Here is a 24,894-nt window from a genome sequence, read left to right as displayed (position 1 = left end):
TTTTCTCTGACGAAGAATTGATTATTTGGAAGAAACGCCCTTCACGAGGATTGCGCGATAGTCAACAATTCCTAGTGGCGCCCCATTCGCTTTCTGTAGGAATACTGTGTGACAACGAAGCCTGAACAGGTCGATAATTCACTGCAAAACAACGAGCAACAAGCATTTGTTGGGGTTTTCGATTTGTTCAAAATCGGAATCGGTCCCTCTAGTTCACATAGTGTTGGTCCGATGCGCGCGGCCGAGATGTTTCTGGCTGCCCTGGCCAGTAGCGGCTTGTTAGAAACAGTAGGGCGAGTTGAGATCGATTTGTATGGCTCTTTGGCGCTCACCGGAATTGGGCACGCCACCGATATTGCCATTTTAATGGGGTTACAGGGAGAAGTCCCTGATCAGATTGATCCTGAAACCGTCGCTAGTAAATTAGAACAGATTCGCAGCGAAAAAGAGCTGAACTTGGCTGGCAGGCGAACGATTCCGTTCGATGAAAAGAAAGACCTGCTCTTTCAGCGAAAGACCTTCCTGGAAGGTCACCCCAATGCCCTTCGTTTTCGCGCGTTTGCCTCGCGTGAAAGTGAGGAGCCGTTGGCTTCCGAGACTTACTATTCCATTGGTGGTGGATTTGTCGTGAAGGAAGGGGATGAGGGGAAAGGGATTGCATGCCCGATGTCAGCAGTGCCATTCCCATTCACTTCGGCCGCGGAACTTCTGAAAATGGCAGAGGAGCAGGGCTGTACAGTCAGCCAGATTGCCTTGGAAAACGAAAAGGCATTTCGTTCTGAGACCGATATTCGCGAAGGAATTCAAAAAATCTGGGCAGTGATGCAGGCCTGCGTTGACCGAGGATGCCGAAACGAAGGGATTTTACCCGGCGGACTGAACGTGCGTCGTCGGGCGCCGAGTCTTTACCAAACACTTTCCACCCGACCGGAAGAGAACCTGCGCGATCCGCTCAATATTCTCGACTGGGTCGACCTCTACGCGATTGCCGTCAACGAAGAAAACGCCGCTGGCGGTCGAGTGGTGACCGCGCCAACCAACGGAGCGGCCGGGATTATTCCTGCGGTGCTGTGCTACTTCGACCGTTTCTGCCCGGAGTCCGCACCGGAGAAGATCGAGCAATTCTTGCTCACTGCTGCGGCGATCGGAGCCCTGTATAAGAAGAACGCTTCGATTTCGGGGGCAGAAGTCGGTTGCCAGGGGGAAGTCGGGGTCGCGTGCAGTATGGCGGCCGGAGCCCTAACCGAAGTGCGAGGCGGGTCACCACGGCAGGTCGAAGAAGCAGCGGAGATTGGCATGGAGCATAACTTGGGGCTGACCTGCGATCCCATTAAAGGTCTCGTTCAAGTTCCTTGTATCGAACGCAACGCCATGGGCGCAGTCAAGGCAATCAACGCTTGTCGTCTGGCCCTGCGTGGCGACGGAAGCCATTTTGTCTCGCTCGACCGAGTTATTCGCGTGATGAAGCGTACCGGCGCGGATATGTCTTCTCGTTATAAAGAAACCTCACGTGGCGGTCTGGCCGTTAATATCAGCGAGTGCTAAGGACTGACTCGCGATATCAGCCATCTGGAATAACGCAATCAACGTTTCGAGCAAAATTTGACGTAACCTTTTCTCGGGGCTCGTCATAGGTGAGAAAACGATCCAATCTGCTGACAAAAAAACGTCAGGAAATTGCCTTTTCACCGTTATACTTCAACTATGAAGAATCTTCACCTTTTCGCATCCGGCCTGCTGGGGCTGTCTGCTCTCGCATTTCACGCGAACTTTGCCGTTGCGGCTGATAATGCCCAAGTGCGCGCGATGTTCAAAACCCATTGTGTCGAGTGCCACGGCGCCGACACCCAGGAAGCGAGCTTGCGTTTCGACACGCTCGAGTTTCCTTCAGCGGGTCTCGACAACGCTCATGTGTGGTCGCGCGTCGTGCATGCCGTAGAGCGAGGAGAGATGCCGCCTGATTACCAGGAGCAACCCACTGACGAGGAAAGAAGCCAACTGATTCGGCAGATTGTCGAGACCGTTTCGCACGCCGTTGAGCGACCGATTTCACTGCGCCGACTCAATCGCCAAGAGTATGAAAATACGGTACACGACCTGCTTGGAATTGATGTTCCCCTGGTCGATCTTCTACCGGAAGATGGCAAGGTTCAGGGATTCGACAAAGGGATCGACGGGCTCAGCTTTTCTTCGGTGCTGTTGGAAGAGTATTTGAATGCAGCCAACGTTGCGTTCGATGCGACTATTCGTCGGATTGAACCTCTTTCGCCTGAAACCCGCCGTGCCGAACTGATGCAGATCAAAGAGAACATTGATTCGGTGAAAAAGAAAAAGGGGGGCGTCATCGAGGTCGACGGTTCGTTGGTTAAGTTCACACCAGGCTGGCCGCCGGCCCGGATCGACGACGCGCACCCCATTGAAGATGGCGTGTACCGATGCCGTGTAGCGATTTGGCCGCACGAGCCTAGCGATCGCACGATTTCGGTGGCATTGTATGTCGGCGCGCTCTTTGGCCCCGACACGCAAGACTTCATGGGCATCTTCGACGCAACCGGCACGCCGCAAGATCCACGAATTGTCGAGTTTACTTGTCGGATGAAAGCAGGGGATACGATCCACCTGGTGCCGCGCGTGTGGCCAGAGCATGTCACTTGGCGAGACAAACACGAGAAACGGCCAGGCGTCGGCATTGCCTGGGTAGAAACCTACGGCCCTATCGATCAGGCGTTTCCTTCCGAGGCGACAAAAAAACTGTTTGGCGACGTCAAGAGTATCTCGATGAAAGAACAGTGGCCGGTCTGGATGAGACATCGCAAGAACGTCAAAAGTCATATTGTCGAGTCTTCACAGCCCAGCGAAGATTTACAGCGGATGCTGAGAGACTTCATTCCACGTGCCTTTCGCCGACCGGTCTCCCCTGAGGAGATGCAGCCGTTTATTGACCTCGCCGTCGATCGTTTAGAGAGTGGACGTACTTTCGAGCAGGCTGCCCGCACCGGCGTTACGGCTGTGCTGTGTTCGCCGCAGTTCCTCCTTATCAACCGCGAGCCAGTCGTCGACGATTACGCGATTGCTTCGCGGATGTCGTACTTCCTCTGGTCGACCATGCCGGATGAGGAACTCTTAAAGCTTGCTGCCGAGGGTAAGCTGAGCGAGCCAGAGGTTCGCCGGGATCAAGTCAGTCGCATGATCGTGGACCCGAAAATTGAGAATCTGGTGAACGACTTCACCGCGCAGTGGCTCGACCTGCGTGACATTGAATTTACCACGCCAGATAAGAAGCTGTATCCCGAGTACGACCCGCTGCTTGTGGATGGGATGCTCGGCGAAACCCGCGAATTCTTCGAGCATGTTCTTAAAGAAGATTTAAGCGTGATGAACTTCGTCGACTCAGACTGGACGTTCCTCAATCGACGCATGGCCGGACACTACGGCCTGCCGGAAGTCGATAGCCACGAACATTTTCAGAAAGTGACGCTACCACAAGATAGTATTCGCGGCGGCGTGCTGACGCATGCCAGTGTGCTCAAGGTTACTGCCAACGGCACGACGACTTCTCCGGTGATTCGCGGCGTGTGGGTGCTCGATAAGATGCTCGGTCGCCCGTCTCCGCCGCCACCTCCTGGCGTGCCAGCGGTCGAGCCTGATATTCGTGGGGCGACCACCATTCGCGAACAACTTGATAAGCATCGTAATACTGCGGCTTGTGCGAGTTGTCATAAGCGAATCGATCCGCCAGGATTCGCACTTGAAGAATTTGACGCCATCGGCGGGCATCGCGATTTTTATCGATCGATTGGCGAGGGAGAGAAGATTCCCGGACGCAAGTCGTACCGTAAAGGGCCGGATGTAGAGTCTGCTTTCCAGATGGCCGACGGACGTGAATTCGATAGCTTCGTTCAATTTCGACAGCAAATGGTCGACGACGAACCATTGGTGGCTCGGGCGATTGCCGAGAAATTATTGGTCTACGCAACCGGTCGTAGGATGGGACTTGCCCAGCGGGATGCCGTCGACAATATCGAGGCCGCATCAGGCAAGAACGACCATGGTCTTAAGACGATGATTCAAGCCGTGGTGGAAAGTGATCTGTTCCTCGCTCCCTAAAAAGCTTTGCTCCTTGAGCATCTGAAGGATTCGCTATGTCGAACCAACTTAGTCGTCGAACGTTCTTGCGTGCCACTGGGATTGCGATGGGCCTCCCGCTACTTAGCAGCATGGGGGCGACTCGATTACTGGCCAAAGATCAGTCCGGCGAAGCGAGTGACGTCCGTCGCATGCTGGCCATCTGCGCGCCGCTGGGTATTCACACGCCCAATCTTTTCCCAGAAAAGTCGGGAAAGGACTATGAATTGACCCCCTATCTCAAGCCCATGGAAAGCTTGCGCAATAAGTTCTCGGTCATCTCGGGGATGATGCATCCGGACGTAGATGGTGGTCACGCGGCGGAGAAAAGCTTCCTGACCGGGGCCGCTCATCCTGGTCAGCCCAGTTTTCAAAACACGATTTCAGTCGATCAACTAGCGGCCGAGCAGCTTGGGTACAAAACGCGTTTGGGGTCGCTGACTTTGGCCGTCGATCACAGCAGTCTTTCCTACACACGTAGCGGCGTGCAAATTCCGGCCGAGAACCGTCCGTCGAAGCTCTTTGCGAAGCTCTTTCTCGAAGGAACGAAGCAGGAAAAAGAAGAACAGATGCGGCGGATCGAAGATGGCCAAAGCATCATGGATCTAGTGCAGGACCAAACGAAGAAAGTGACCAAGAAGGTAGGTCGCAAAGATAATCAAACACTTGACCAGTACTTCACTAGCGTCCGCGAATTGGAGCAACGACTTGTCCAGGCAGAGGCCTGGGCCACACGGCCGAAGCCAGAAGTCGACCGTAAACAGCCTGAAGATATTACAGATCGAGCCGAGTTGACCCAGCGTCTGCGGCTTATGTACGAGATGATCTTTCTGGCGATCCAAACCGATTCGACACGATTCATTTCGCTCGTCGCACCTGGCGGCAACGAAGTCGTGTCGCTCGATGGCGTGGACGACGGTTGGCATAACTTAAGCCATCACGGTCGCGACCCTGACAAGATCGAGATGCTCACGATTATCGAACTGGAAGAGATGCGGCTGCTGGCCGAACTTATGCAAAAGCTGGAAGACTCCCGAGAGGGAAATCGTTCGCTATTAGACCAAACGGCGATCCTATTCGGTTCTAGTCTCGGCAACGCGTCGAGTCACAATAACACCAATTTGCCAATCATCGCCGCTGGTGGCCATTTCCGGCACGGGCAACACATCGCCTATCAAGAAGACAAGGCCCCGCCTCTTTGCAATTTGCTGGTGAGCTACTTGCAGCATGTAGGACTTGAAACCGATCAGTTCTCGTCAGGCCGTAGCACGTTGACCGAATTGTCATCCGTTTAACGCGGTTTCAGCAGTTCGATATCAATACCGTGGACCGATTCTGGACGCACGTGCCACCAGGGGAATTGAAACTTCTCTTGGCACTTGCGACAGGTAACACGTTGTCCTAGGAACTTGGCCCCACCCTCACTTTCTAAACCGCATCCGGGGCAAGTCGCGAGCCACTCGGCTTTCTCGATATCGATTGTTTTTCCCTTAAGCGGGTCAAAAACTTCGAGCGGGATGTCTTCGCTTGTGAAGTCGATGAGAGCTTCTCGCGTGATGGTTCCTTCTGGTAGGGCGGCAAGACGTTCCGAATGCAGGCCTACAGCTCGCTCGAAAACGTTTCGGACGAATCGGGCATTGCCGAAGCGTTCGTCGCGCCCCTGATAGGCGGTCGTAAATAGAATGCTGGCGATCGCCCTGGCATCAGTCGTTAACTCGTACTGGGCATCGGTACAGAACTTCTCGAAAATCCGGCAGAGATCCGCGACAGCGAAGTCATCGAAATCAATGTATCGCGTGAATCGGCTTTCCAGGCCTGGGTTGGTTTCGATGAATTGCTGCATGAGACGTGGGTAACCGGCCACGATCACCACCAACTGGTCGCGGTTATCTTCCATTCGCTTGAGAAGCGTGTTGATCGCTTCCTGTCCGAAGTCATGTTGCCCACTTGGATTGGAAAGAGCGTAGGCCTCGTCAATAAAAAGCACCCCATCCAGGGCCGAATCGACGAGTTCGTCGGTTTTCAATGCCGTTTGTCCCACATAACCGCTCACCAAAGCGGCCCGGTCTCCTTCGACCAGTTTGGGTGTCTTCAAGATCTGAAAACCATACAGAATCTTACCGATGATGCGAGCGACGGTTGTCTTGCCGGTTCCGGGGTTGCCTTTAAAGACGAAGTGCAACGTTTGAGAAGATTGCTTCAGGCCATGCTCACGACGCTGCTTCTGAATTTTAAGGTAAGCCATGAGCCGATTAACTTCGGTCTTTACTGAATTCAAACCGATCAAACTATCGAGCTCTTCTCGGGCCTCTTTCAAGACCTGGTCTGGAGGCCCGTATTCTTCGATTGCTTCCTTCTTGAGTGGTTCTGGATCTCTCCGCTTTAATACGTCTAATGGTGAGGGGTTCTTTTTAAAGCGGCTCACGGTTCGAGATGTATAGGAACTTCTACCCAGACACGCTGCAAACATACGATCAAGTTTGTCGACCAGGTCGCGCTCGACGTCGGTCGATGGCCCCCACTCGAACACCGCGCCAACGATGGTGCGAATCATTCGTTCATAGATAGGCAGCAGATTTGTATCGCGGCCCAAATGGTGCACGATCAAGCAGAGCACCAGGCTCAAGTTGCGAGTCTCTTGGCAGTTTCCGCCAAACCACTCGCGATCGTTCATGAACGCGTTGAGAAAAACATCCCACTGGTTGCGATCGAGGGTGCCATATCGTCGAAAGCGAGAGAGTGTACAAAGACTACTGGCTAGCGGCATCGCCATCGAGAACGATATATCGAACTCGTGCTCTTCAATGCGATGATCGGCCAGAATAGCCATCCCCAAGTGATGAAGACAATCGCTTGCCAGTGCCATCCGCACAAGCGATTCCGGATAATTCCCTTTCTTGCGATAGGTTTCGGAAATCTCGTCCCAAGGGATCTCGCTAAATTCGTTGAATTCTCCGCGGAAATCGATCTGAAAACGGGAACCGTCAAGCTCTCGGCTGAGAGCCAAAAAAAGGTTGTTGAAGTCGTCTTCGATTTGGGGCCACAATTCTGCCACTAAGAGATTCCCTTGGTTTGCTGGCTAACGTTTGTCTGGCGATGATTTTATTCGCCGATGTGCTTCCGTTCTACAGCGAGGGATTCACTCAAGTCGCAAAAAATAGGTTCGATACAAGATTCATGTCGCAAAACAGACATCAAATGGGACGTTACGGCACCGTTTGGATAATTCCGAGAGAAATTTTGGCAGGATGAAGGTTTGACAGGTAGTATGAACCTGAGCCTTACTGACGCTTCGTTCAGGTTGGCATTCCCCCCGTACCCCTTCTTTTTCGATCCTCATATTCCCCATCTGATACAGCATGATTCGCACTCTTTTGTTGGCAATTGCGCTCGTCGTTTCTTGTGTTACGTTCTCCCAGGCCAATCCGCTCGTCTACGAGGGCGAGTCCGGTATTGGCAAAGGGAAACATATCGTGTTCCTTGCCGGTGATCACGAATACCGCTCCGAGGAATCGCTTCCGGCGTTGGCTCGAATTCTCGCCAAGCACCATGGTTTTAAATGCACCGTGCTGTTTTCGATCGACAAAAAGTCAGGCGAGATCCTCCCTGGTTCCAGCTATATGCCTGGGACCGAGGCCTTGAAAACGGCCGATCTGATGGTGATCTTCCTGCGTTTTCAAGACTTTCCTCCAGAGCAAATGCAGCCGATTGTCGACTACCTAGAGCGGGGCGGTCCTGTCGTTGGTATGCGAACGTCGACCCATGCGTTCAAAATCCCTGAAAACTCCGAGTTCGCTCGCTTCAGCTACAACTACAAAGGTAAGGACTACCCGCTAGGATTCGGGCGCCAGGTTTTAGGAGAAACGTGGGCTGGCCACTACGGCAAGAACCATGTGATGAGTACACGCCTGGATATAGTACCCCAACGAAAAGAACACGCCGTACTTCGCGGCGTGAAGAACCCCTGGGTTCAAGCCGGTGGCTATTGGACCGAACCGATGGAAGACAGCACGGTCTTGGCCATGGCTCAGCCACTTCAAACCATGGAAGCCGGCTCGCCTGCGGCCGAAGGTAAAATGCCTTGCCCTGGGGTTTGGGTGCGAAATTACCAATCTAAAAGCGGAAAGCAAGGTCGCGTCTTTACCACCACTTACGGAGCTTCCGAGGATCTGCTGAACGATGGCTTTCGTCGAATGATGGTTAACGGTTGTCTCTGGGCGGCGGGTATGGAGCAGCAGATCAAGCCTGACTTAAACATCGACTTTGTCGGACCTTATCAACCGGTCACATTTCGTTTCGGAGGCCACCGCAAAGGAGTAACACCAGCCGAGCTTCAAGGCTGGGATGTCCCCATCCTGCCAGACCATTCACAGGGTAGTAAAAAAAAAGTAACGGCAATGAAAGCTCCGCCTCGTGAGCAGAGACGCAATGCCAGAAAGCGAACGGTAAAAGATGCCAAAAACTCCCGGATCGAGAACCCGCCAGAGGTAACCGACGCTGACTTTTCCGCGTTTGCCATTTATGAAAAGACGGCTCCTCGGCCCAAATCCGCTGATCCTGTTCCCACGTCGCTTCCGCTGAAGTTGAAAAAGGGGGACCACGTCGCTCTCATCGGGAACACGCTGTTCGAGCGATCGCAAGATTTCGGTCATTTTGAAGCGATGCTGCAGAAGAAGTTTCCGCAGCATCAATTGGTGGTTCGTCACTTGGCATGGTCGGCCGATGCGATCGACGTTCAGCCGCGTCCAGACAACTTTGCCGACACTCAGCAGCATTTAGTACACGAGAACGCGGACGTCATCCTGGCAGCTTTCGGTTTCAACGAATCGTTCGCAGGGCCAGCCGGCCTGGCTGATTTTCGACAAGCACTGACGAAGTATCTTTCCGACCTCAAATCGAAATCGTTCAACGGCAAGTCGGCCGCGCGAATTGTTTTAGTTTCTCCGATCGCCAACGAGAACATCGATAACGTCCCTGCCGCATCACTGAATAATGCCAACATTCAGCTCTATATCGATGTCATGCAGGAGGTCGCCGCTGAACAAGAGGTAGCGTTCGTGAATGTCTTTCCGGCAACCGCTGCCGAGATGGACAGCCCTGGTACCGATCTGACAATCAACGGCGTGCATTTAAATCAGTCAGGCGATCAGGTCTTCTCGGCGGCACTCTTTCAGCAGCTATTTCAGGAAGAACCACCGGCAGTTAGCGAGTTGCTTCTCGACACGATTGTGGACAAGAACACTCAGTTCTTCCGCCGCTTTCGCCCGTTGAACACATTCTATTACACCGGGGGCCGCAACAAGGATTACGGCTATCTCGACTTTCTGCCAGCGATGCGAAACTTCGACATGATGGTCGCCAATCGTGATGAGCGAATCTGGGATATCGCTCAGGGGAAAGATGTACCAGCGAAGGTTGACGACTCGAACGTCCCGTCGTTGCCGATGACCAAACAGAGTCGGGGGGCAAATGAATGGATGTCTGCCGAGGATGAAAAAAAGGCGTTTGACGTCGACCCGCGTTTCGAGGTCAATCTATTCGCCGGCGAAGAAGAGTTTCCGGATATTGTCAATCCAATTCAAATGCGGTGGGATTCAAAGGCCCGTTTGTGGGTCAGTTGCTCGACCACTTATCCGCACGTTTATCCCGGTAACGAGCCAGACGATAAGCTGGTCATCCTGGAAGACACCGATGGCGACGGCAAAGCCGATAAATCGACGGTTTTCGCCGATAACCTGCACATTCCGCTTTCGTTCGAGTTTGGGGACGGCGGGGTTTATGTTTCCGAGCAACCTCACCTGTCATTTTTGAAGGACAACGACGGAGACGACAAAGCCGATGTTCATAAGGTTGTCTTGCGTGGCTTTGGCACCGAGGATTCTCATCACTCGCTACATGACTTTACCTGGACACCGGACGGCGATTTGATCTTCCGTGAATCAATCTTTCATCATTCCCAAGTCGAGACACCTTACGGCCCAGTCCGGCAGCAAAATAGCGGTTGGTTCCGCTTCGATCCGAAGGCCCAGCGTTTGATTAGTTTTGGCACGTACCACAGTACCAACCCCTGGGGCGTAACGTTCGACCATTGGGGCCAGCACATGGCAAGCCATCCCGTCTACGCGGAAGCACATCATGCGGTCGATCCGCCATTTCCGCTGCAGAACGATCGTCCCAAAGGATTACAGGCTTACTCTGGGGTCTGCGGTCACCATTTCGTGGACTGGTCGACCTTTCCTAGCGAGCTTCAAGGAACCTTTATCAAGGTGCGTTACAAGCCCACCAATCGCGTAGAGATATTGAACTGGAAAGAGGGACCTTTCGGCTATACCGAGGAGTACGTGGGGGACCTGCTGTTTTCCAGGAATCTCAGTTTCATCCCGGTCGATCTGCAATGGGGGCCTCGTGGGGCACTGTATGTCTGCGATTGGTACAACCCGATCAAAGGGCACGCACAATATTCCTTACGCGACGAACGTCGCGATCGCCATTCCGGACGCATCTGGCGCATCACGGCCAAAGGCATGCCGCTGCAAGATCTACCCAAGATTGCGGATGCTTCCAATGAAGAATTAATCGAGCTCCTTAAACGGCCTGAGTACGCCGTACGGTTTATGGCCAAGCGAGAGCTCGGTGACCGTGACCAGGCCCAAGTGAAACGCCTGCTCGATGCTTGGCTAAAGACACTTGATCCGAGTGATCCCGAGTACCGTCATCATCAGATGGAAGGGATCTGGACCTATCGTTGGATCGACGCGGTCGACATGGTTCCGACCGGGGAAGGGACTCCTGAAAGAGACCTCCCGGTTGCTGTCGGAGTTCTCGAAGATCTATTAGCGTGCGATAATCAACATGCCAGAGCAGCGGCAACCAAGCAGCTTCGCTATTGGTATCCGTATGTGCCCCAGTGGGAACAGCGATTAAAGACCGCTGCCAACGATAAGAACGCGATTGTTCGCATGCAGGCAGCGATCGCCGCCACATACATCGGCAGCAAACCGGCGTTTACAGCCATGCTCGATGTGCTTAAGCATCCTCGTGACGGGCACGTCGCGTATGCGATCACGAGCGCCCTGATGTCTAAGCCGATGCGGACCCACTGGGAAGGGAATCCACGCTATGGCATTGCTCGTATTCTCAAGCAGTCCGCTAAAGACTCGGAGATCAAAGAGCCCAAGCCAACGGTGGCCCAGGCAAAGTTCGATGCGCAGAAAGATCTACGTGAGGTCAAGATTACCTGCCTGGACGAGCGAATGCTTTTCGATGTGAAGCACTTCATGGTCAAGCCTGGTCAGCCCCTTAAGATCGTCTTTACCAATCCTGATGCAACGGACCATAACTTTGTCATTGTGCAGCCAGATGCTTTGGCCGAAGTTGGCATGGCGGCGAATGAAATGGCGAAAGACCCGACCAACGCAGACTCTGACTTCATCCCTCGCGAGAAAATGGATTTGATCATCGAGAACACGCCGATGATCGGGCCGACCAGGGCCGCCCAAATCGCTGTCCTTCGCTTTAACGCCCCAAAAGAGGAAGGCATCTATCCCTACGTTTGCACTTTCCCAGGGCACTGGGTCGTGATGAATGGCGTGATGGTCGTCGCTCAGGATGACGCGAGTGCTCAAGCACTCATGGATGCCAGCGTCCCTCAGGTGATCAAAGAATGGAAGATGACCGACTTCGCCGATTTTGCGGACCATCCGCGTCAGAAAGACGATGCGACACTCGTTCGCGGAATGACTGCGTTCGTGAAAGCACGCTGCAACCAGTGTCACGTCGTGGCCGGACATGGTACCAATCTCGGTCCTGATCTGACCGAGTCAGTGAAGAAGCTGAAAGGGAAAGAACTCTTGCAGCAAATGGTCGATCCATCGAGTCAGGTCAACGAGAAATTTCAGAACGTTCAATTTCTCACTATCGGCGGACGAGTGATTACTGGGGTCGTTGTCAAAGAGGATAAGGAAGCATTTCATGTCGCGACCAACCTTCTGACCCCCAATAGTTTGACGACCATTCCAAAAGATGATGTTGAACAGATGGCCCAGTCGAAGATTTCTCCGATGCCTGGAGGCTTGCTGAATACTTTGACCAAGCAGGAGATTTACGACCTTCATTCCTATCTGGAAGCAGGCGGTTATGAGATGCCAGAGCATCTGAAACATCTGCATAATCACGGCACTCACGGCGAAGGCAACTAGAAACCAAAAAGCCCTGCCAGGCGTAGCGAAGTCTTGCTGCTTACCTTCGCATCGGCCTGACAGGGTTGAGCGATCAACGCTGCCCTCGCTTACTAGTCCCACTCAGCGAACACGGCATCTACGTAATCTGGTTCGCTGACAAGCTGGCCAATCACGCTGCCGAACATGGCCGCCGAGTCATAGTTCTCGGCCGTGATGATTCGGCCATCGACGATCACGTCATCTTCCACCGTGGTGGGATCACCGACGGCGCCTGACTGAACCATCGTGCCACCATTGAGCTCAATATTCTGACGTGTCGAATTGATCGGTTGATCGGAATTCGGAGCCGCTCCAGCCCACGCAGAAACCGTTTTGCCTTCTAACAAGCTCACGCCATCGACCCGAGCATAGGCCAGGACTGAAACGCCATGGCAGATGGCGGCGACGTATTTGTCTTGGGCGACGAAATCGTTGATTAGGTCGTTGACTGCAACTTTCAAAGCCTCGGTGCTGTTGTAAGCATTTTGGTTGTAGGTCCCCTCAAAACCATACTGGTAGCTAGAAGATCCCCATCCACCGATAAAGACGATCGCAGAGTAGTTCTCGGCCTCGGCTTCCATAAGAGCCAGATCAGGCGTAACCAGTCCACCGTCCGCCCCTTGGCCCGAATTCCAGTGAGGGCTTGCCACTTCTGTGGTCGTCGCTGCAACAACAACTTCCAGACCAGCAGCTTCTAACGACTGTCTCGTGTCGCCGTATTCCTGGTAGTAGAAGTCTTGGTTAGCGATCACCATCAGAACGGGAAGGGGCTCGTTGGCTGTCGGATCTTCTGGTGGATCAATTTCCGGAAGCGACTCGGCGACAGCAACCATTACAGTTTGGCTTGCGTTATGCGTTCCATCGGTTGCACCGATTTCAACCTGAAAGCTACCGGTGTAGTCGACATCCGGCGTGATAACGAGAACGTCCCCTTCGACATGAACGCTGGCATCAATCGTTTCGGGCTCGGCGATCAGGTCAGGGTCGTCGTAGTGGGTCGAATCAAAATCGGCCAGCAGCGTGCTATTGCCGAAGGAGCCTTGCCACTGATAGAACTCGCCGGACGGCATCACATAGAACCAGCCTCCATTGGCCGAGCGAATCCAACGTTCGTTATTGCCTAGGCAGTTGGTGTGATAGTCATCTGACTCGACCAGATCGTACTGGGCATCCAGTTGCTGCTCGATGGTAGATACAATGGAAGCCGAAAAGATCAACGCTTCCGTTTCCACTTCGCCGCTGACGGTTAGTATCGTTTCTAGGGATTCGCCGCTGGTGGCTTCTAAATCAACGATTGGGTCGAGCGTCCATTCCGTTTCGACGACCGGGTCGAGTGTCGATGTTTCGACAAACTCAGACTCCAACGGCATCAATTCGGCGGTCGCTACGTCGCCGGCCATCATGCGACGATCTTCCAGGCTCTGCAGATGGCGGCTCAGTCGACGGCGATTACGATGGGACGAAGCCGTTTGACGTGGCTTTTTGGGGGTGAAAAGGGTTGGTCGTGGCATTGTGTTTCTCCAAGTCTGTTCCCGAAATGATGGTTGCGTTTCCGCTGGCTTACCGAATAAATGGCAAGCCGGCGAAAAACCTTTCACATAGGACCAAAAAAAAGAAAGAAACGTGGCCAACTGCCCAAGAGGGCGGTGAGATATCAGTTCGAAACAGGCCGCAGACGCACCTGGTGAAAGGTCGTGTCGCTGTCGTAAGCCCCTAGACCCAAAGAGTTTGCGGGCAGTCTCCAGAGATCCAGCAGGGTTAGATCCGAGCCGTCTCCTTCGTAGGTCGACAGCAACTGGCCATCCAGAAAAGCTTGCACCTGGTTTCGACGAACACGGACTTCGGCCCTGTAGCGGCGTCCGTTCTCCAGGACAACGTTATCCACTCGGGTCGCGTTGGTGCGGATATCCGCGCCGTCGATATTCTGAATTCCGCCCAGATTCTCGCTCCATCCATCAATGTCGAAGGATGCAATGCCCTCTCCATCAATGAAATGCAACGCGATCGATTGTGAGCCGCTATTGCGCGTAAACTGAACATCGAGGTCATATTCGCGCGGTGGTTGAAACGGCAACATGATTCGTGCACCCGGACCCTCGTCGACGTGCAGTTGCCCGTCAGGAGTGACTTGCCAATTTCCCGCAACGGCGTTTGCAGGAAGGTCTACCCTGGAGATCAGATCCACCCACTCCTGAGCGTTTGCAGGTAGCGGCGATGGATGCTGTTCAGGAAATGGAATTGAACCGACATCGAATGGAGTACGCGGGTTGTCATTACCAAAGTTGCTCAGTAATAGAATCGCAACGATGGCCCCCACGATAGCGCCGCCACCTCCGATCAGATATCGATTCTTTCTTACCCACCGGGAAAAGGGACTGACCTGCGGACGAGGTTTTGACTTGGAGCGCTGCGTTGGTGTGAGCTTGTTTGGCTCGGTTTTAGGTGCCGAAAGCATGGGATTTGATATGCTTGGCCGAGTGGTAGTCGTGTCGCTGGCATAGAGGGAGTTAGGGTGCCCGAATGGTTTGAGATGCTCGACAACTTCGCCTGGGGTTTGGTAGCGGTCATCTGGTGACTTGGCCATCATCTTTTCGACGATGGCAATGACTTCAGGTGGGATGTCATCACGAATCTCAGATAGAGGCCGCGGCTGGCGTTCGCAATGGCCGATAACTTTCTCGAACGCCGTACCCTCGGGAAAAGGAGCATGTCCGGCGAGCAGAAAATAGAGCGTGCACCCAAGGCTATAGAGGTCTGCTCGAATGTCTGCACGCTTGGAATCGCGAGCTTGTTCTGGGGCCATGTAGTCAGGCGTGCCGAGCGCAGTAAAGTCGGCCGTCAGTCCAGGGTCGTCTGGCGATTGCTCTGACTGGGTGGCAAAGCGTGCTAAGCCAAAGTCCAGAATCTTGATCGTTCCGCGTGTGGTTCGCATCAAGTTGTGGGGCTTAATGTCTCGGTGAACCGTACCCCGCTCGAAGGCATGTTGCAAGCCTTGCGCGGCCTGAGTCACGTAGTTGCACGCATGCAATACGGGTATCGGCTTTCGTCGGGCCACCAGTTGATCAAGACTGATTCCGTCGATGTATTCCATGACCAGAAAGTGCATTTCGCCTGCTTGTTCTGCATCGTAAGCAGTAACAATATTGCGATGCGAAAGCTTGGCCGCCGCTTTAACTTCCTGGTGAAATCGTTCGACTGCAAGTTCGTTCTTCATGAGCCGCGAACTGATTACTTTCAGGGCGACCACGCGTTCCATCAGTTTGTGCTCGGCTTGATAAACAATTCCCATCCCACCTTGGCCAAGTTGACGAATGATGCGGTATCGTGGGTGGTCGAGCAAAGCGGTGGGAATCGTTCCGGCGTCTTCCTCTTGGAAAACCGGGGTGGGGCTACCAACCGGCGTCAGTCCATCGTCGATGCTGCTGGTCGCGGCGTGAATTCGTTCAACGAGTGGGTCGTGTGGAATCGTGCGCAAGACATCACAACAGGTATCGCACTGGCCGATGTGGTCTTCGATACGCTGGCGATCTGACTCGGCAAGGGTGCCATGAAAGAACGATTCGAGCTCATCTGGCGTTGGGTGCATCACGCTAGTCTCGTTCATGAGCCGATCGTCGATAGTGTTGATTTCTAATCAATGAGTCCCAGTCCTCGTTGACGCAATCGAGAAAGCACTCGCGACTTGGCCACAAAGACCGCATTCACTGAGATTCCTAGCTCTTGGCTCACATCGTCCGCGCTAAGGCCATCCAGAGCAAAACGCTGAAACGCAGACCAGGTCTTCTCGGTGAATGCGGGGCGTACTTCCTGCAACAGGTATTGTATCACGTGGCGATCGTGCTCTCGATTCCATTGAGCACTCAAGCCGCTCTCGGGATCTTGAAGCTGGGCTACGACCTGACCAAAGTCGCTGCCGCCAATGCCCGGGGGCTGTTTGTTCTTCTTACGCCAATGGTCTCTCAGGCAATTCGCCGCAATGGTTCGCAGCCAGGCGCGAAACGCTCCGGGACGGGGTTCACGCCGAAATTCAGGAAAGCGACGAAATACGACCGTTAGCACTTCCTGGGTGATGTCTTCCATGTCGTCCAGCGATGCCCCATACCGCTTGAGCCAACCCCGAATCAGCGGAGAGTACATTCCCACCAATCGCCCCCATGCCTCTTCATCGGAGGTATATTGCAGCGAGTCGAGAAAGCTGACCGAGGTGTCCATTTGGGCATATTTGCTTTGTGGAAGTACAAGTCAAAGGAATTTGTCCTTATCGTACACTTCTTACGCAGGCCCTGCCCCTGCGTATGCTTTAATTTTTGAAGAGACAAAATATCTCGCACAAAACGTGTTCTTCTTGGAAATCCGATCGGGACCGAATATCTTGGACGGTGCCCCCTGCTTTTCTTTTCTATGCCTGAGGTTTCGTCATGCGATTGCTTCTCTCGCTTTCAGTTATTGTTGCGGCATGTTTTCAGATTGGTGCTGTGTATGCTGCGGAAATTAGTGGTCAACCGATGGCATGGCATAAGCTCACGCTGACCGTCAATGGACCGCAAGCGAGTGAAACGGATACGAAACCCAATCCGTTTACCGACTATCGAATGACAGTCACGTTTGCCCATGAAAGTGGTGAACCGAAATACGTTGTCCCTGGTTACTTTGCCGCCGATGGTCAGGCCGCAGAAACATCTGCCGCGGCAGGGAATAAGTGGCGTGCTCACGTCTCGCCGGATAAGCCTGGTAAATGGACATACCAGGTTTCATTTGTGCAAGGAAATGGCATTGCCGTCGACGGCAAGCAGGAAGGTAAACCGGTAGCAGGTGCCAACGGAGACGCTGGCGCATTCACCGTTGAGCCGAGCGATAAGTCGGAACGTGACTTCCGCGCCGAAGGCAGACTTACCTACGTGGGTAAGCACTATCTACAGTTTGCCGGCAGCAAACGATATTTTCTCAAAGCGGGCCCCGATGCCCCCGAGACGCTGCTGGCCTATGAAGATTTCGATGGGACACGGGCCAATAAGAAGAATGTCCCACTGAAGACATGGCAACCTCACGTCCAGGACTGGCGGGAAGGGGACCCTACCTGGCAAGCCGGCAAAGGCAAAGGACTGATCGGCGCTATCAATTATCTGTCTGCCAAAGGGTGCAATTCGTTTTCGTTTCTGCCTTACAACGCCGGAGGAGATGGCGACAACGTGTGGCCTTTTGTCAGTCGCAACGACAAGTTTCACTACGACTGCTCGAAACTTGACCAGTGGCAAGTGGTTTTTGATCATGCCCAGGCCCAAGGTTTGTATCTTCATTTCAAGTTGCAGGAAACCGAGAACGATGATAACAACCATAAGGGGAAGGGGACGGTTCCCACGGCGTTGGACGATGGAGATCTCGGGCCTGAGAGAAAGCTCTATTGCCGAGAGATGGTTGCCCGTTTTGGTTACGAGTTGGCACTCAATTGGAACCTGGGGGAAGAGAACACGCAGTCTTCGCAACAACAGCGTGACATGGTCGCCTATCTGAAAGAGGTCGATCCGTACGACCACCTGATTGTCGTTCATACGTATCCTAATCAGCAAGATAAGGTCTACCCGGAGCTACTGGGCAATCGGTCCGAGGTAACCGGGGCGTCGCTGCAAAATCCCTGGAATCAAGCCCATGAAAGGACATTGAAGTGGGTTACCCAGTCGCGCCAGGCAGGACGTCCCTGGGTGGTTGCCAACGACGAGCAAAACCCGGCCGGCCTGGGTGTGCCTCCGGATGCTGGGTATCAAGATTTCGACGGTAAGGCGGGCGATGGCGACAAGGCTTATGATCGTCACGATATTCGTCAGCAAACGTTATGGGGAACGCTACTGGCAGGTGGGGCTGGCGTCGAATACTACTTCGGTTATAAGCTGCCGCAGAATGACCTCATTTGCGAAGACTTCCGGAGTCGTGATCGAGCCTGGGATGATTGCCGCATCGCGATCGACTTCTTCTCTTCGCACGGGATTCCCTTCTGGGAGATGAACAACGTCGATTCGCTCGTTGAGGGAGTTGCCCGGGATCGGACGTATGGGTTTGCCAAACCGAATGATTTGTACCTGATCTATGCCCCATCTGGTGGTGATGTTCAGCTTAACTTAAAAGACGTGAAGGGATCGTTTGCTGTCCAATGGTTCAACCCTCGCGAAGGAGGTGAGCTTCGGCGAGGAAGTATAACTTCTGTCGAAGGCGGCAGTTTGGTCTCACTGGGTCAGGCACCTAGTCAACGAGATCAAGACTGGCTGATTATGGTTCGCAAATAGGCACGCCATTCGCGGGTTGCTCTGGTTGATCGGGGATTTTTAACCAACCGATGAATAAGGAGTTGTGCCATGGCTGAGTGGACGGCAAAAGACGAACGGCAATACGATAAAATCCGCGAAAGCAATCTTGATCGTGGAATGAAACAAGAGCGAGCCAAAGAAGTGGCTGCTCGAACCGTTAACAAACAGCGGCGAAAGGATGGGAAGACGCCCAGTAGAACAACACAGGGTACCGGCAATCCTAATACGTCCTTGGAGGAGCGAACCAAGGACGAGCTTTACAACATCGCCCAAGAGATGGACATCAATGGTCGAAGCAAGATGTCCAAGCCGCAGTTAGTGAAGGCCATTCGCGAGCGTCGTTAGCGAATGACGTCTGCCTCAACGCTTAGGAGCTGCGAATTGGGAGCCGAGTTGCCGAAGACGTCGAATTGGTCGAATTGCCAAACGACCTTCTTGGTCTTCGGATCGACCTCGACCAGCAGCGGGTTATCAGGGCCGGCGTGGCAGTTGCCGATAACATAATGGCCGTTGGGTAAGACTTCGAGCGTCGTGACCCATGCTAGCGTGATGCCGGGCAAATCGTTCTGACCGATCTTCCAGACGATTTCCTTTTCAGGTGTCACTTCGATCACGCTATGTCCATTGCCGGTGGCAATGAGTGTGTGTCCATTTTTCAAACGAACAGCCGCGAAGGCCTTGTTGCCAAAAGCTTCCGGGCCGTGGCCTCCTCGCGGTTTTTGGTCGAACATAGGGACTTCATAATCCCAAACTACCTTGCCCGACTCGCCGTCATATTCGCGGATGTGGCCGTCATTTTCGTGGGCTACCAGGTAATTGCCGTTGTCTAGCTTACGTACTAGTCGTGTATCAGAGTGGGGGTGCGGGTTGTCCAACTTCAGCGGAACTTCTTTCAGTAGCTTGCCATCGCGGTTGACTTCAATAAGTCGCCCGGCACCTGACTCGGCAATCATCACGTTGCCGTTTGCCAAAGGCTGAAACGCGTGGACTTCGATGCGTTTCCCTTCGTTGCCGTTTCTCTTGGCAGAGTCGTACGACCACACGACGTTCTTGGTTTGGGGATCGATTTCAGCAATCTTTGCCGCTCCCTGCTGAACCATGATATGGCCATTGCTCAGCACGTGAATGTCATGAATCCCACCCCACGGCATTTCCCACTCGATGTCTCCCTGATGGTCGACGATGGCCAACTTGTTATTGCCTTGGATTACCAGGCGAAATGGGCCTGCTTCCAGAATCGAAGAGGAAATCGAGAGACTAGCGGCAACCAGGGTAGCGAGAAGCGACATTCGCAACATGAGATTCTCCTTGACGGGCATAAGACGGGGGAGGGCAGGGGCAGAAGTACTGTTTTGAGTATAGACTTGCTGGCAGCGATCCGAAGTAGATCTGCCAACGGTCTCATTAAAAAGAAGTGTCTTTCTCGCAGAAAAACGCCTCTTTAGTAGTCAAATTGAGAGTCCTTACGCTTACGGCAGTTGCGCGACGTCGCTGCTCCTTCAGATGCCCATGCTTCCGAGTTTCCCCAGTCTGACCGTATCGTTAGGAAAACTGCGATAGATCGATGAAACTAACTGGCAATCTTGCAAGCAGTTGCGTCGTTTGTAACAATAGCCAAATCAGGATCTGAGAATCTGAATCGGGGGATTTACGCTCAGTCTGTGTCCTACCATCTTGGCTTGAAATCTGACGCTTCTTCCCCGGCTTTCCTTAGAACGAACGACCACTTGCGTTCGACCACTGGAATCTTATGGCACATGCAGAATCGACCGGAGAACCGGATAGCGGTCGAAGTTCCGGCAAATCTCGACAACCGCTTTCCATTGTCGGAATTGGCGCGTCATCTGGAGGGCTAGAGTCCCTTAAAAAGTTCTTTGCTGCTCTGACTCAATACCAGGGAATGGCCTTTGTGGTCGTACAGCACTTGATGCCGGACCACGAGAGTCTTCTTCCGGATATCCTTTCTAAGCATACCAACCTGAATGTCGTATCCGTCGAGCAAGGACAAGTCATTCAGAACGGCTATGTCTATGTTGCTCCACCGGGACAGGATGTGGCAGTCCAATCAGGCGAGTTCCAGGTAACCCCTTCGGCCGAATCGCGGGGCTGGAGGCATCCGATCGACTATTTCTTTCGTAGCCTGGCACGGGATCAGCGTCAGGATGCGGTCGCTATCATCCTGTCTGGCAATGGTAGCGACGGGACGCTTGGTATCCGAGAGATTAAAGAGTGCGGCGGCATGGTGATGGTACAGCATCCGCACGAAGCGGGGTACGATTCGATGCCGCTCAATGCGATGGAAACGGGGCAAGCCGATTACGTTCAGCCGATCGCTAAATTGGCTAAGTCGCTAGAGAGCTATGTCGATCACAACTCCATCTTCAATGATTCGACGATCGACCCTGCGCAGTTTTTGGCCGAACTGGAAGAGATCCAACATTTGCTGCATTTTCACGCAGAGTACGACTTTCGAAATTACAAACACACAACGTTACTAAGACGTGTTCAGCGCCGGATGGGTTTAGCAGGCGTCGCTGATATCCGCGAATATGTCCATCGGCTGAAAGATCGCCCTCAAGAAGTAGAAGCACTTGCCCAAGATCTCCTGATCTGCGTAACACAATTTTTGCGGAATCCTGAGGTCTGGGAAAAACTGTCCGAGTTTGTGTTTCCGAGACTCATTGAAAATAGTAGTGCAGACGACCCTATTCGTGTGTGGATTCCCGGTTGCGCAACCGGCGAAGAAGCCTACACAATGGCGATGATGCTTTCGGATGCGCTCGCCGAAAAGCGTCACCATCGCATTCAGATTTTCGCGACCGATATCAGCAATCATGCTCTGAAGAGAGCGCGAGCGGCCATTTATCCAGAAACAATTGCCGCCGATATCAAGCCTGAATGGGCCCGGAAATATTTCACGCGAGAAGGAGATATCTATCGTGTTTCCAAAGCAATTCGCGAGAAGGTTGTCTTCGCGTCCCATGACCTTAAAGGCGATCCCTCATTTTTCCGACTCGATCTGATCAGTTGCCGTAATTTGCTGATATATCTCGAGCCGGAAGCTCAGGCAAGCATTCTGCGAAAATTTCATTTTGCGTTAAATCCCGAAGGCTTTCTACTCTTAGGCAATTCCGAAACTTCTGGACGATTTGATCAAGGGTTTGAACCCGTCGATACGCATGCCCGTATCTTTCGGCGTGCAGCCAATAGCGCAACAAACGACTTTATTCGTCCGGCTTCCCAAACTCCGACGCGCGTCATGCCGCAGCGACCAAGTTTCCGTCGGCCCCAGCCGCCAACTTTGCGAGAACTGGCCGCCGAGATGTTCTGGAAGTCGACTGGTGCCGTCGTCTTGATCCTCAACGAAAAGCTTCAGCCGATGTTCGTGGGGGGAAGTAGCGATCGCTTCTTGAAGATCCCTGAAGGAGAACAACGCTACACGGTGTACGAACTTGTCCGACCCGGTTTGCATTTAAAACTGCGTGCCGCGATTGGCCGACTTGAATCCACAGCCGAAGCCTCCTTCGATCGGGCCAAGCTGAGTCAAGCTGACGGCTCGACGATTGTTGTCCGAGGGTACGTTCGTAAGATAACCGATCCGGAAAGCCAGCGGCAGCTCATTTTCATTCAGTTGGAAGAGGAAGTGGCTGCGAAATCTTCTGGGCTGTTGAATAATTCGAATCCGTCGAATGACCATGTTGCTCTCGCTCCGGTGGATTCTCAGGAAGAACTGGTTAAGACGCTTGAGCGGGAACTCATGGAAGCCCGCGAAGAACTAAGCCACACGATTGAACAACTCGAAGAAGCCAACGAAGAACTGCGTGCATCGCACGAAGAAGCGATGAGTGTCAACGAAGAACTGCAATCCGGAACCGAGGAGCTAGAAGCCTCGCGGGAAGAACTGCAATCGCTCAATGAGGAACTGACGACCCTCAATGTTCAGTTGGAAGACAAGCTGTCCGAGCTAGAATCAACCAACAACGATCTAGACAACTTGATTTCGAGTACCAGAATCGCCGTGGTGTTCTTGGATACGGAATTCCGAGTTCGCAATTTTACGCCAGAAGCGATCGACTTGTTCAGTTTGATTCGGACCGATATCGGGCGACCCATCAGCGACCTGGCTCACAAATTTATCGACGGATCTTTTCTGGAGGATGCTCGCAAGGTCCTCAAGTCATTGGTCATCGTCGAGCGAGAGGTAATCGCTGAGAAAGGTCAAGTGTTTGTGCGTCGCTTGTTGCCTTATCGGACGCACGACAATCGGATTGAAGGAGTTGTGGCAACTTTTCAGGACATCACGCAGCTCAAAGAGACACAAGAACAACTGGATCTTCAGCGAACGCAGCTCTCTTTAGTCGCCGACGCTATGCCGGTCTTGTTGGCATATGTCGATACCGATCAGCGATACCAGTTTGCCAATGCCAGCTACGAGGAATGGTTTGGCATTTCCGTGGATGAAGTGATTGGCAAACCGGTCTGGGAAGTCATCGGCGAGAAAGCGTTTGAAGTGACTCGCGACAATGTCGAGGCCGTACTTTCGGGAGAACGTATCGCCTGGGATGGTGAACTTCCTTATCACCACGGATCTCCGCGATTCGTCCATTTAGAGTACATTCCGCACTTCGACACGCAAGGTCAGGTTGTGGGTTACTATGCCTTGATTCAGGATATCTCGAAACGCTACGAGGCCGAAAAGCTGCTTCATGAAAGCGAATCGCGGTTCCGTGATCTTGCCGACAATATTGATCAGTTGGCGTGGACTTGTGAGACACTGGGGGTAGTGACCTGGTACAGCCGCCGCTGGTACGAATTTACAGGGCAAACGTTTGAAGAGGCCAAGCATCTCGGCTGGTCCAACGTGCACCATCCCGACCACATTCAACGGGTGAACGAGAAGATCGCAATATGTGCGGAAAAGGAATGCGTTTGGGAAGACACTTTTCCTCTTCGCCGACACGATGGTGTCTACCGGTGGTTCCTCTCTCGCGCGGTTCCTATTCGTGATGAAGCTGGCCAAGTTATTCGCTGGTTCGGCACTAATACCGATATCACCGAGCAAATGGAATTGGAGCATGCTCTGAAGGAAGCGGACCGCCGCAAAGACGAATTCCTAGCCATGTTGGCTCATGAACTGCGAAATCCGCTTGCCCCGATCCGCAGCGGCATCGATTTATTGATGATGGACCCACGCAGTCCGCAAGAGCCCTTAGAAGTCATGGAAGAGCAGGTTCGGCATTTGGTTCGTTTGGTGGACGATTTGCTCGACGTCTCTCGGATCACTCGCGGTAGAGTGGAATTGCGGAAGGAGAACATCCAACTTCAAAAGGTTATTCACAAGGCCCTCAACTCGATTGAACCGTATGGCGAGAAAAAGGGAATTACTTTTTCGAAGCAAATACTCGAAGATCCCATCTGGCTCAAAGCGGACCCGGTTCGGCTCGCCCAGGTGTTCGAGAACCTGTTGATCAATGGAGTGAAGTATACGGAAAACGGCGGACATATCTCCGTTGGCGTGGTTCGCAATGGAAACAAGGTTCAGGTTTCCTGCAAAGACAACGGGATTGGTATCGACCAAGAGCTTATGCCTCGCGTGTTTGAGTTGTTTACTCAATCGTCACGTTCCTTCGATCGCTCGCCTGGCGGTCTGGGGATCGGGCTCACAATTGTAAAAAGCCTGGTAGAGCTCCATCGAGGAAGTGTGGAAGTCAAAAGCGAAGGTAAGGGACATGGAAGTGAGTTTATCGTTCAGTTGCCAATTCTTAAGCAGGCACCCAATGCACCTGCCGAAGCGAAAGAATTCCAAGACGCAGGCACCCAAAAGATCCTAATCGTAGATGACAACAAAAGTGCCCGGCATTTGCTATCTCGGCTGCTTGCGGCTTTAGCCAACCACGAAATTAAATCTGCGGCCACTGGTCGAGAAGCTCTCGACAAGATAAGTGAATTCAAGCCGACTGTCGTCATGTTGGACATTGGCCTTCCAGAAATGGATGGCTACGAAGTGGCACGGCGAATCCGTGGTATCGATCCTGATAATCGAATCTTGCTGGTAGCGGTCACTGGCTACGGTCAAAGCGAAGACCGAATTCTATCGGAAGCGGCTGGCTTCGATATGCATCTGGTCAAACCGGTCGGCATCGATGAGCTGCGTACGTTGCTGGCCCATCCAAAGCTTTGCAAAGAAGAGTAACGGACGCCACGTCACGAAAACGTGACGCCCGCTCTTGGATTCTTAAATTCGGCGGATA

12 protein-coding genes are annotated in these 24,894 nt (G+C 53.1%); 7 read left to right on the top strand and 5 right to left on the bottom strand.

The window, feature by feature from the left end; genetic code table 11:
- Positions 1–108 precede the first annotated feature (108 nt).
- From HOV93_RS13235 to HOV93_RS13225, 3 genes are all read left to right on the top strand, one after another.
- Complete coding sequence (locus HOV93_RS13235; protein WP_315853405.1) at positions 109–1,545, top strand: L-serine ammonia-lyase; 1,437 nt, start codon at positions 109–111, stop codon at positions 1,543–1,545.
- A gap of 261 nt (positions 1,546–1,806) precedes the next feature.
- Positions 1,807–4,107, top strand: a complete 2,301-nt coding sequence (locus tag HOV93_RS13230) for a DUF1592 domain-containing protein (protein WP_207396984.1) — start codon at positions 1,807–1,809, stop codon at positions 4,105–4,107.
- A 35-nt stretch (positions 4,108–4,142) separates the two neighbouring features.
- Positions 4,143–5,420, top strand: coding sequence for a DUF1552 domain-containing protein (locus tag HOV93_RS13225; RefSeq protein ID WP_207396983.1), 1,278 nt, complete (start codon positions 4,143–4,145; stop codon positions 5,418–5,420).
- On the opposite strand, the gene HOV93_RS13220 is transcribed toward HOV93_RS13225, so the two are convergent.
- Entirely contained in the window at positions 5,417–7,180 is a 1,764-nt protein-coding gene (locus HOV93_RS13220; RefSeq protein WP_207396982.1) for an AAA family ATPase, read from the bottom strand. The two genes, HOV93_RS13225 and HOV93_RS13220, sit on opposite strands and share 4 nt — an antisense overlap.
- Positions 7,181–7,484: 304 nt before the next feature.
- Here HOV93_RS13220 and HOV93_RS13215 point away from each other — a divergent pair, with 304 nt between their 5' ends.
- Positions 7,485–12,323 (top strand): PVC-type heme-binding CxxCH protein, encoded by a 4,839-nt coding sequence (locus HOV93_RS13215; RefSeq protein WP_207396981.1) that lies wholly within the window; start codon positions 7,485–7,487, stop codon positions 12,321–12,323.
- Between the two features lie 92 nt (positions 12,324–12,415).
- Here the strand turns inward: HOV93_RS13215 and HOV93_RS13210 are convergent, their stop codons facing one another.
- The 3 genes from HOV93_RS13210 to HOV93_RS13200 form a co-directional block, all read right to left on the bottom strand.
- On the bottom strand, positions 12,416–13,855 hold the full coding sequence (locus HOV93_RS13210) for a DJ-1/PfpI family protein (protein ID WP_207396980.1): 1,440 nt from the start codon (positions 13,853–13,855) through the stop codon (positions 12,416–12,418).
- A gap of 143 nt (positions 13,856–13,998) precedes the next feature.
- A complete protein-coding gene (locus HOV93_RS13205) occupies positions 13,999–15,948 on the bottom strand; it encodes a serine/threonine protein kinase (RefSeq protein ID WP_207396979.1) in 1,950 nt (649 codons plus the stop codon).
- Between the two features lie 26 nt (positions 15,949–15,974).
- Positions 15,975–16,556: an RNA polymerase sigma factor gene (locus HOV93_RS13200; RefSeq protein WP_207396978.1), complete on the bottom strand. Its 582-nt coding sequence runs from the start codon at positions 16,554–16,556 to the stop codon at positions 15,975–15,977.
- Between the two features lie 206 nt (positions 16,557–16,762).
- Between HOV93_RS13200 and HOV93_RS13195 the strand changes: the two genes are divergently transcribed.
- Both HOV93_RS13195 and HOV93_RS13190 read left to right on the top strand, forming a co-directional pair.
- Positions 16,763–18,622, top strand: a complete 1,860-nt coding sequence (locus HOV93_RS13195; RefSeq protein ID WP_207396977.1) for a DUF5060 domain-containing protein — start codon at positions 16,763–16,765, stop codon at positions 18,620–18,622.
- Between the two features lie 69 nt (positions 18,623–18,691).
- Positions 18,692–18,988, top strand: coding sequence for a Rho termination factor N-terminal domain-containing protein (locus HOV93_RS13190; protein ID WP_207396976.1), 297 nt, complete (start codon positions 18,692–18,694; stop codon positions 18,986–18,988).
- Here HOV93_RS13190 and HOV93_RS13185 read toward each other — a convergent pair.
- Positions 18,985–19,941 carry an outer membrane protein assembly factor BamB family protein gene (locus HOV93_RS13185; protein WP_235990310.1) on the bottom strand — a complete coding sequence of 319 codons (957 nt, stop codon included), beginning with the start codon at positions 19,939–19,941 and terminating at the stop codon, positions 18,985–18,987. The two genes, HOV93_RS13190 and HOV93_RS13185, sit on opposite strands and share 4 nt — an antisense overlap.
- A gap of 452 nt (positions 19,942–20,393) precedes the next feature.
- On the opposite strand from HOV93_RS13185, the gene HOV93_RS13180 reads away from it, so the two are divergent.
- Entirely contained in the window at positions 20,394–24,836 is a 4,443-nt protein-coding gene (locus HOV93_RS13180) for a chemotaxis protein CheB (RefSeq protein WP_207396974.1), read from the top strand.
- Positions 24,837–24,894: the final 58 nt, after the last annotated feature.

Source organism: Bremerella alba (assembly GCF_013618625.1).
Lineage (GTDB): Bacteria > Planctomycetota > Planctomycetia > Pirellulales > Pirellulaceae > Bremerella > Bremerella alba.
This window is presented reverse-complemented; position numbering and strand designations above follow the sequence as displayed.

Excerpts from the sequence above, each read along its gene's own strand:
- HOV93_RS13225 (WP_207396983.1), top strand. The coding sequence starts at position 4,143 with ATGTCGAACCAACTTAGTCGTCGAACGTTCTTGCGTGCCACTGGGATT.
- HOV93_RS13190 (WP_207396976.1), top strand. The coding sequence starts at position 18,692 with ATGGCTGAGTGGACGGCAAAAGACGAACGGCAATACGATAAAATCCGC.
- HOV93_RS13195 (WP_207396977.1), top strand. The coding sequence starts at position 16,763 with ATGCGATTGCTTCTCTCGCTTTCAGTTATTGTTGCGGCATGTTTTCAG.
- HOV93_RS13205 (WP_207396979.1), bottom strand. The coding sequence starts at position 15,948 with ATGAACGAGACTAGCGTGATGCACCCAACGCCAGATGAGCTCGAATCG.
- HOV93_RS13185 (WP_235990310.1), bottom strand. The coding sequence starts at position 19,941 with ATGTTGCGAATGTCGCTTCTCGCTACCCTGGTTGCCGCTAGTCTCTCG.
- HOV93_RS13200 (WP_207396978.1), bottom strand. The coding sequence starts at position 16,556 with ATGGACACCTCGGTCAGCTTTCTCGACTCGCTGCAATATACCTCCGAT.
- HOV93_RS13210 (WP_207396980.1), bottom strand. The coding sequence starts at position 13,855 with ATGCCACGACCAACCCTTTTCACCCCCAAAAAGCCACGTCAAACGGCT.
- HOV93_RS13180 (WP_207396974.1), top strand. The coding sequence starts at position 20,394 with ATGGCACATGCAGAATCGACCGGAGAACCGGATAGCGGTCGAAGTTCC.
- HOV93_RS13215 (WP_207396981.1), top strand. The coding sequence starts at position 7,485 with ATGATTCGCACTCTTTTGTTGGCAATTGCGCTCGTCGTTTCTTGTGTT.
- HOV93_RS13230 (WP_207396984.1), top strand. The coding sequence starts at position 1,807 with ATGTTCAAAACCCATTGTGTCGAGTGCCACGGCGCCGACACCCAGGAA.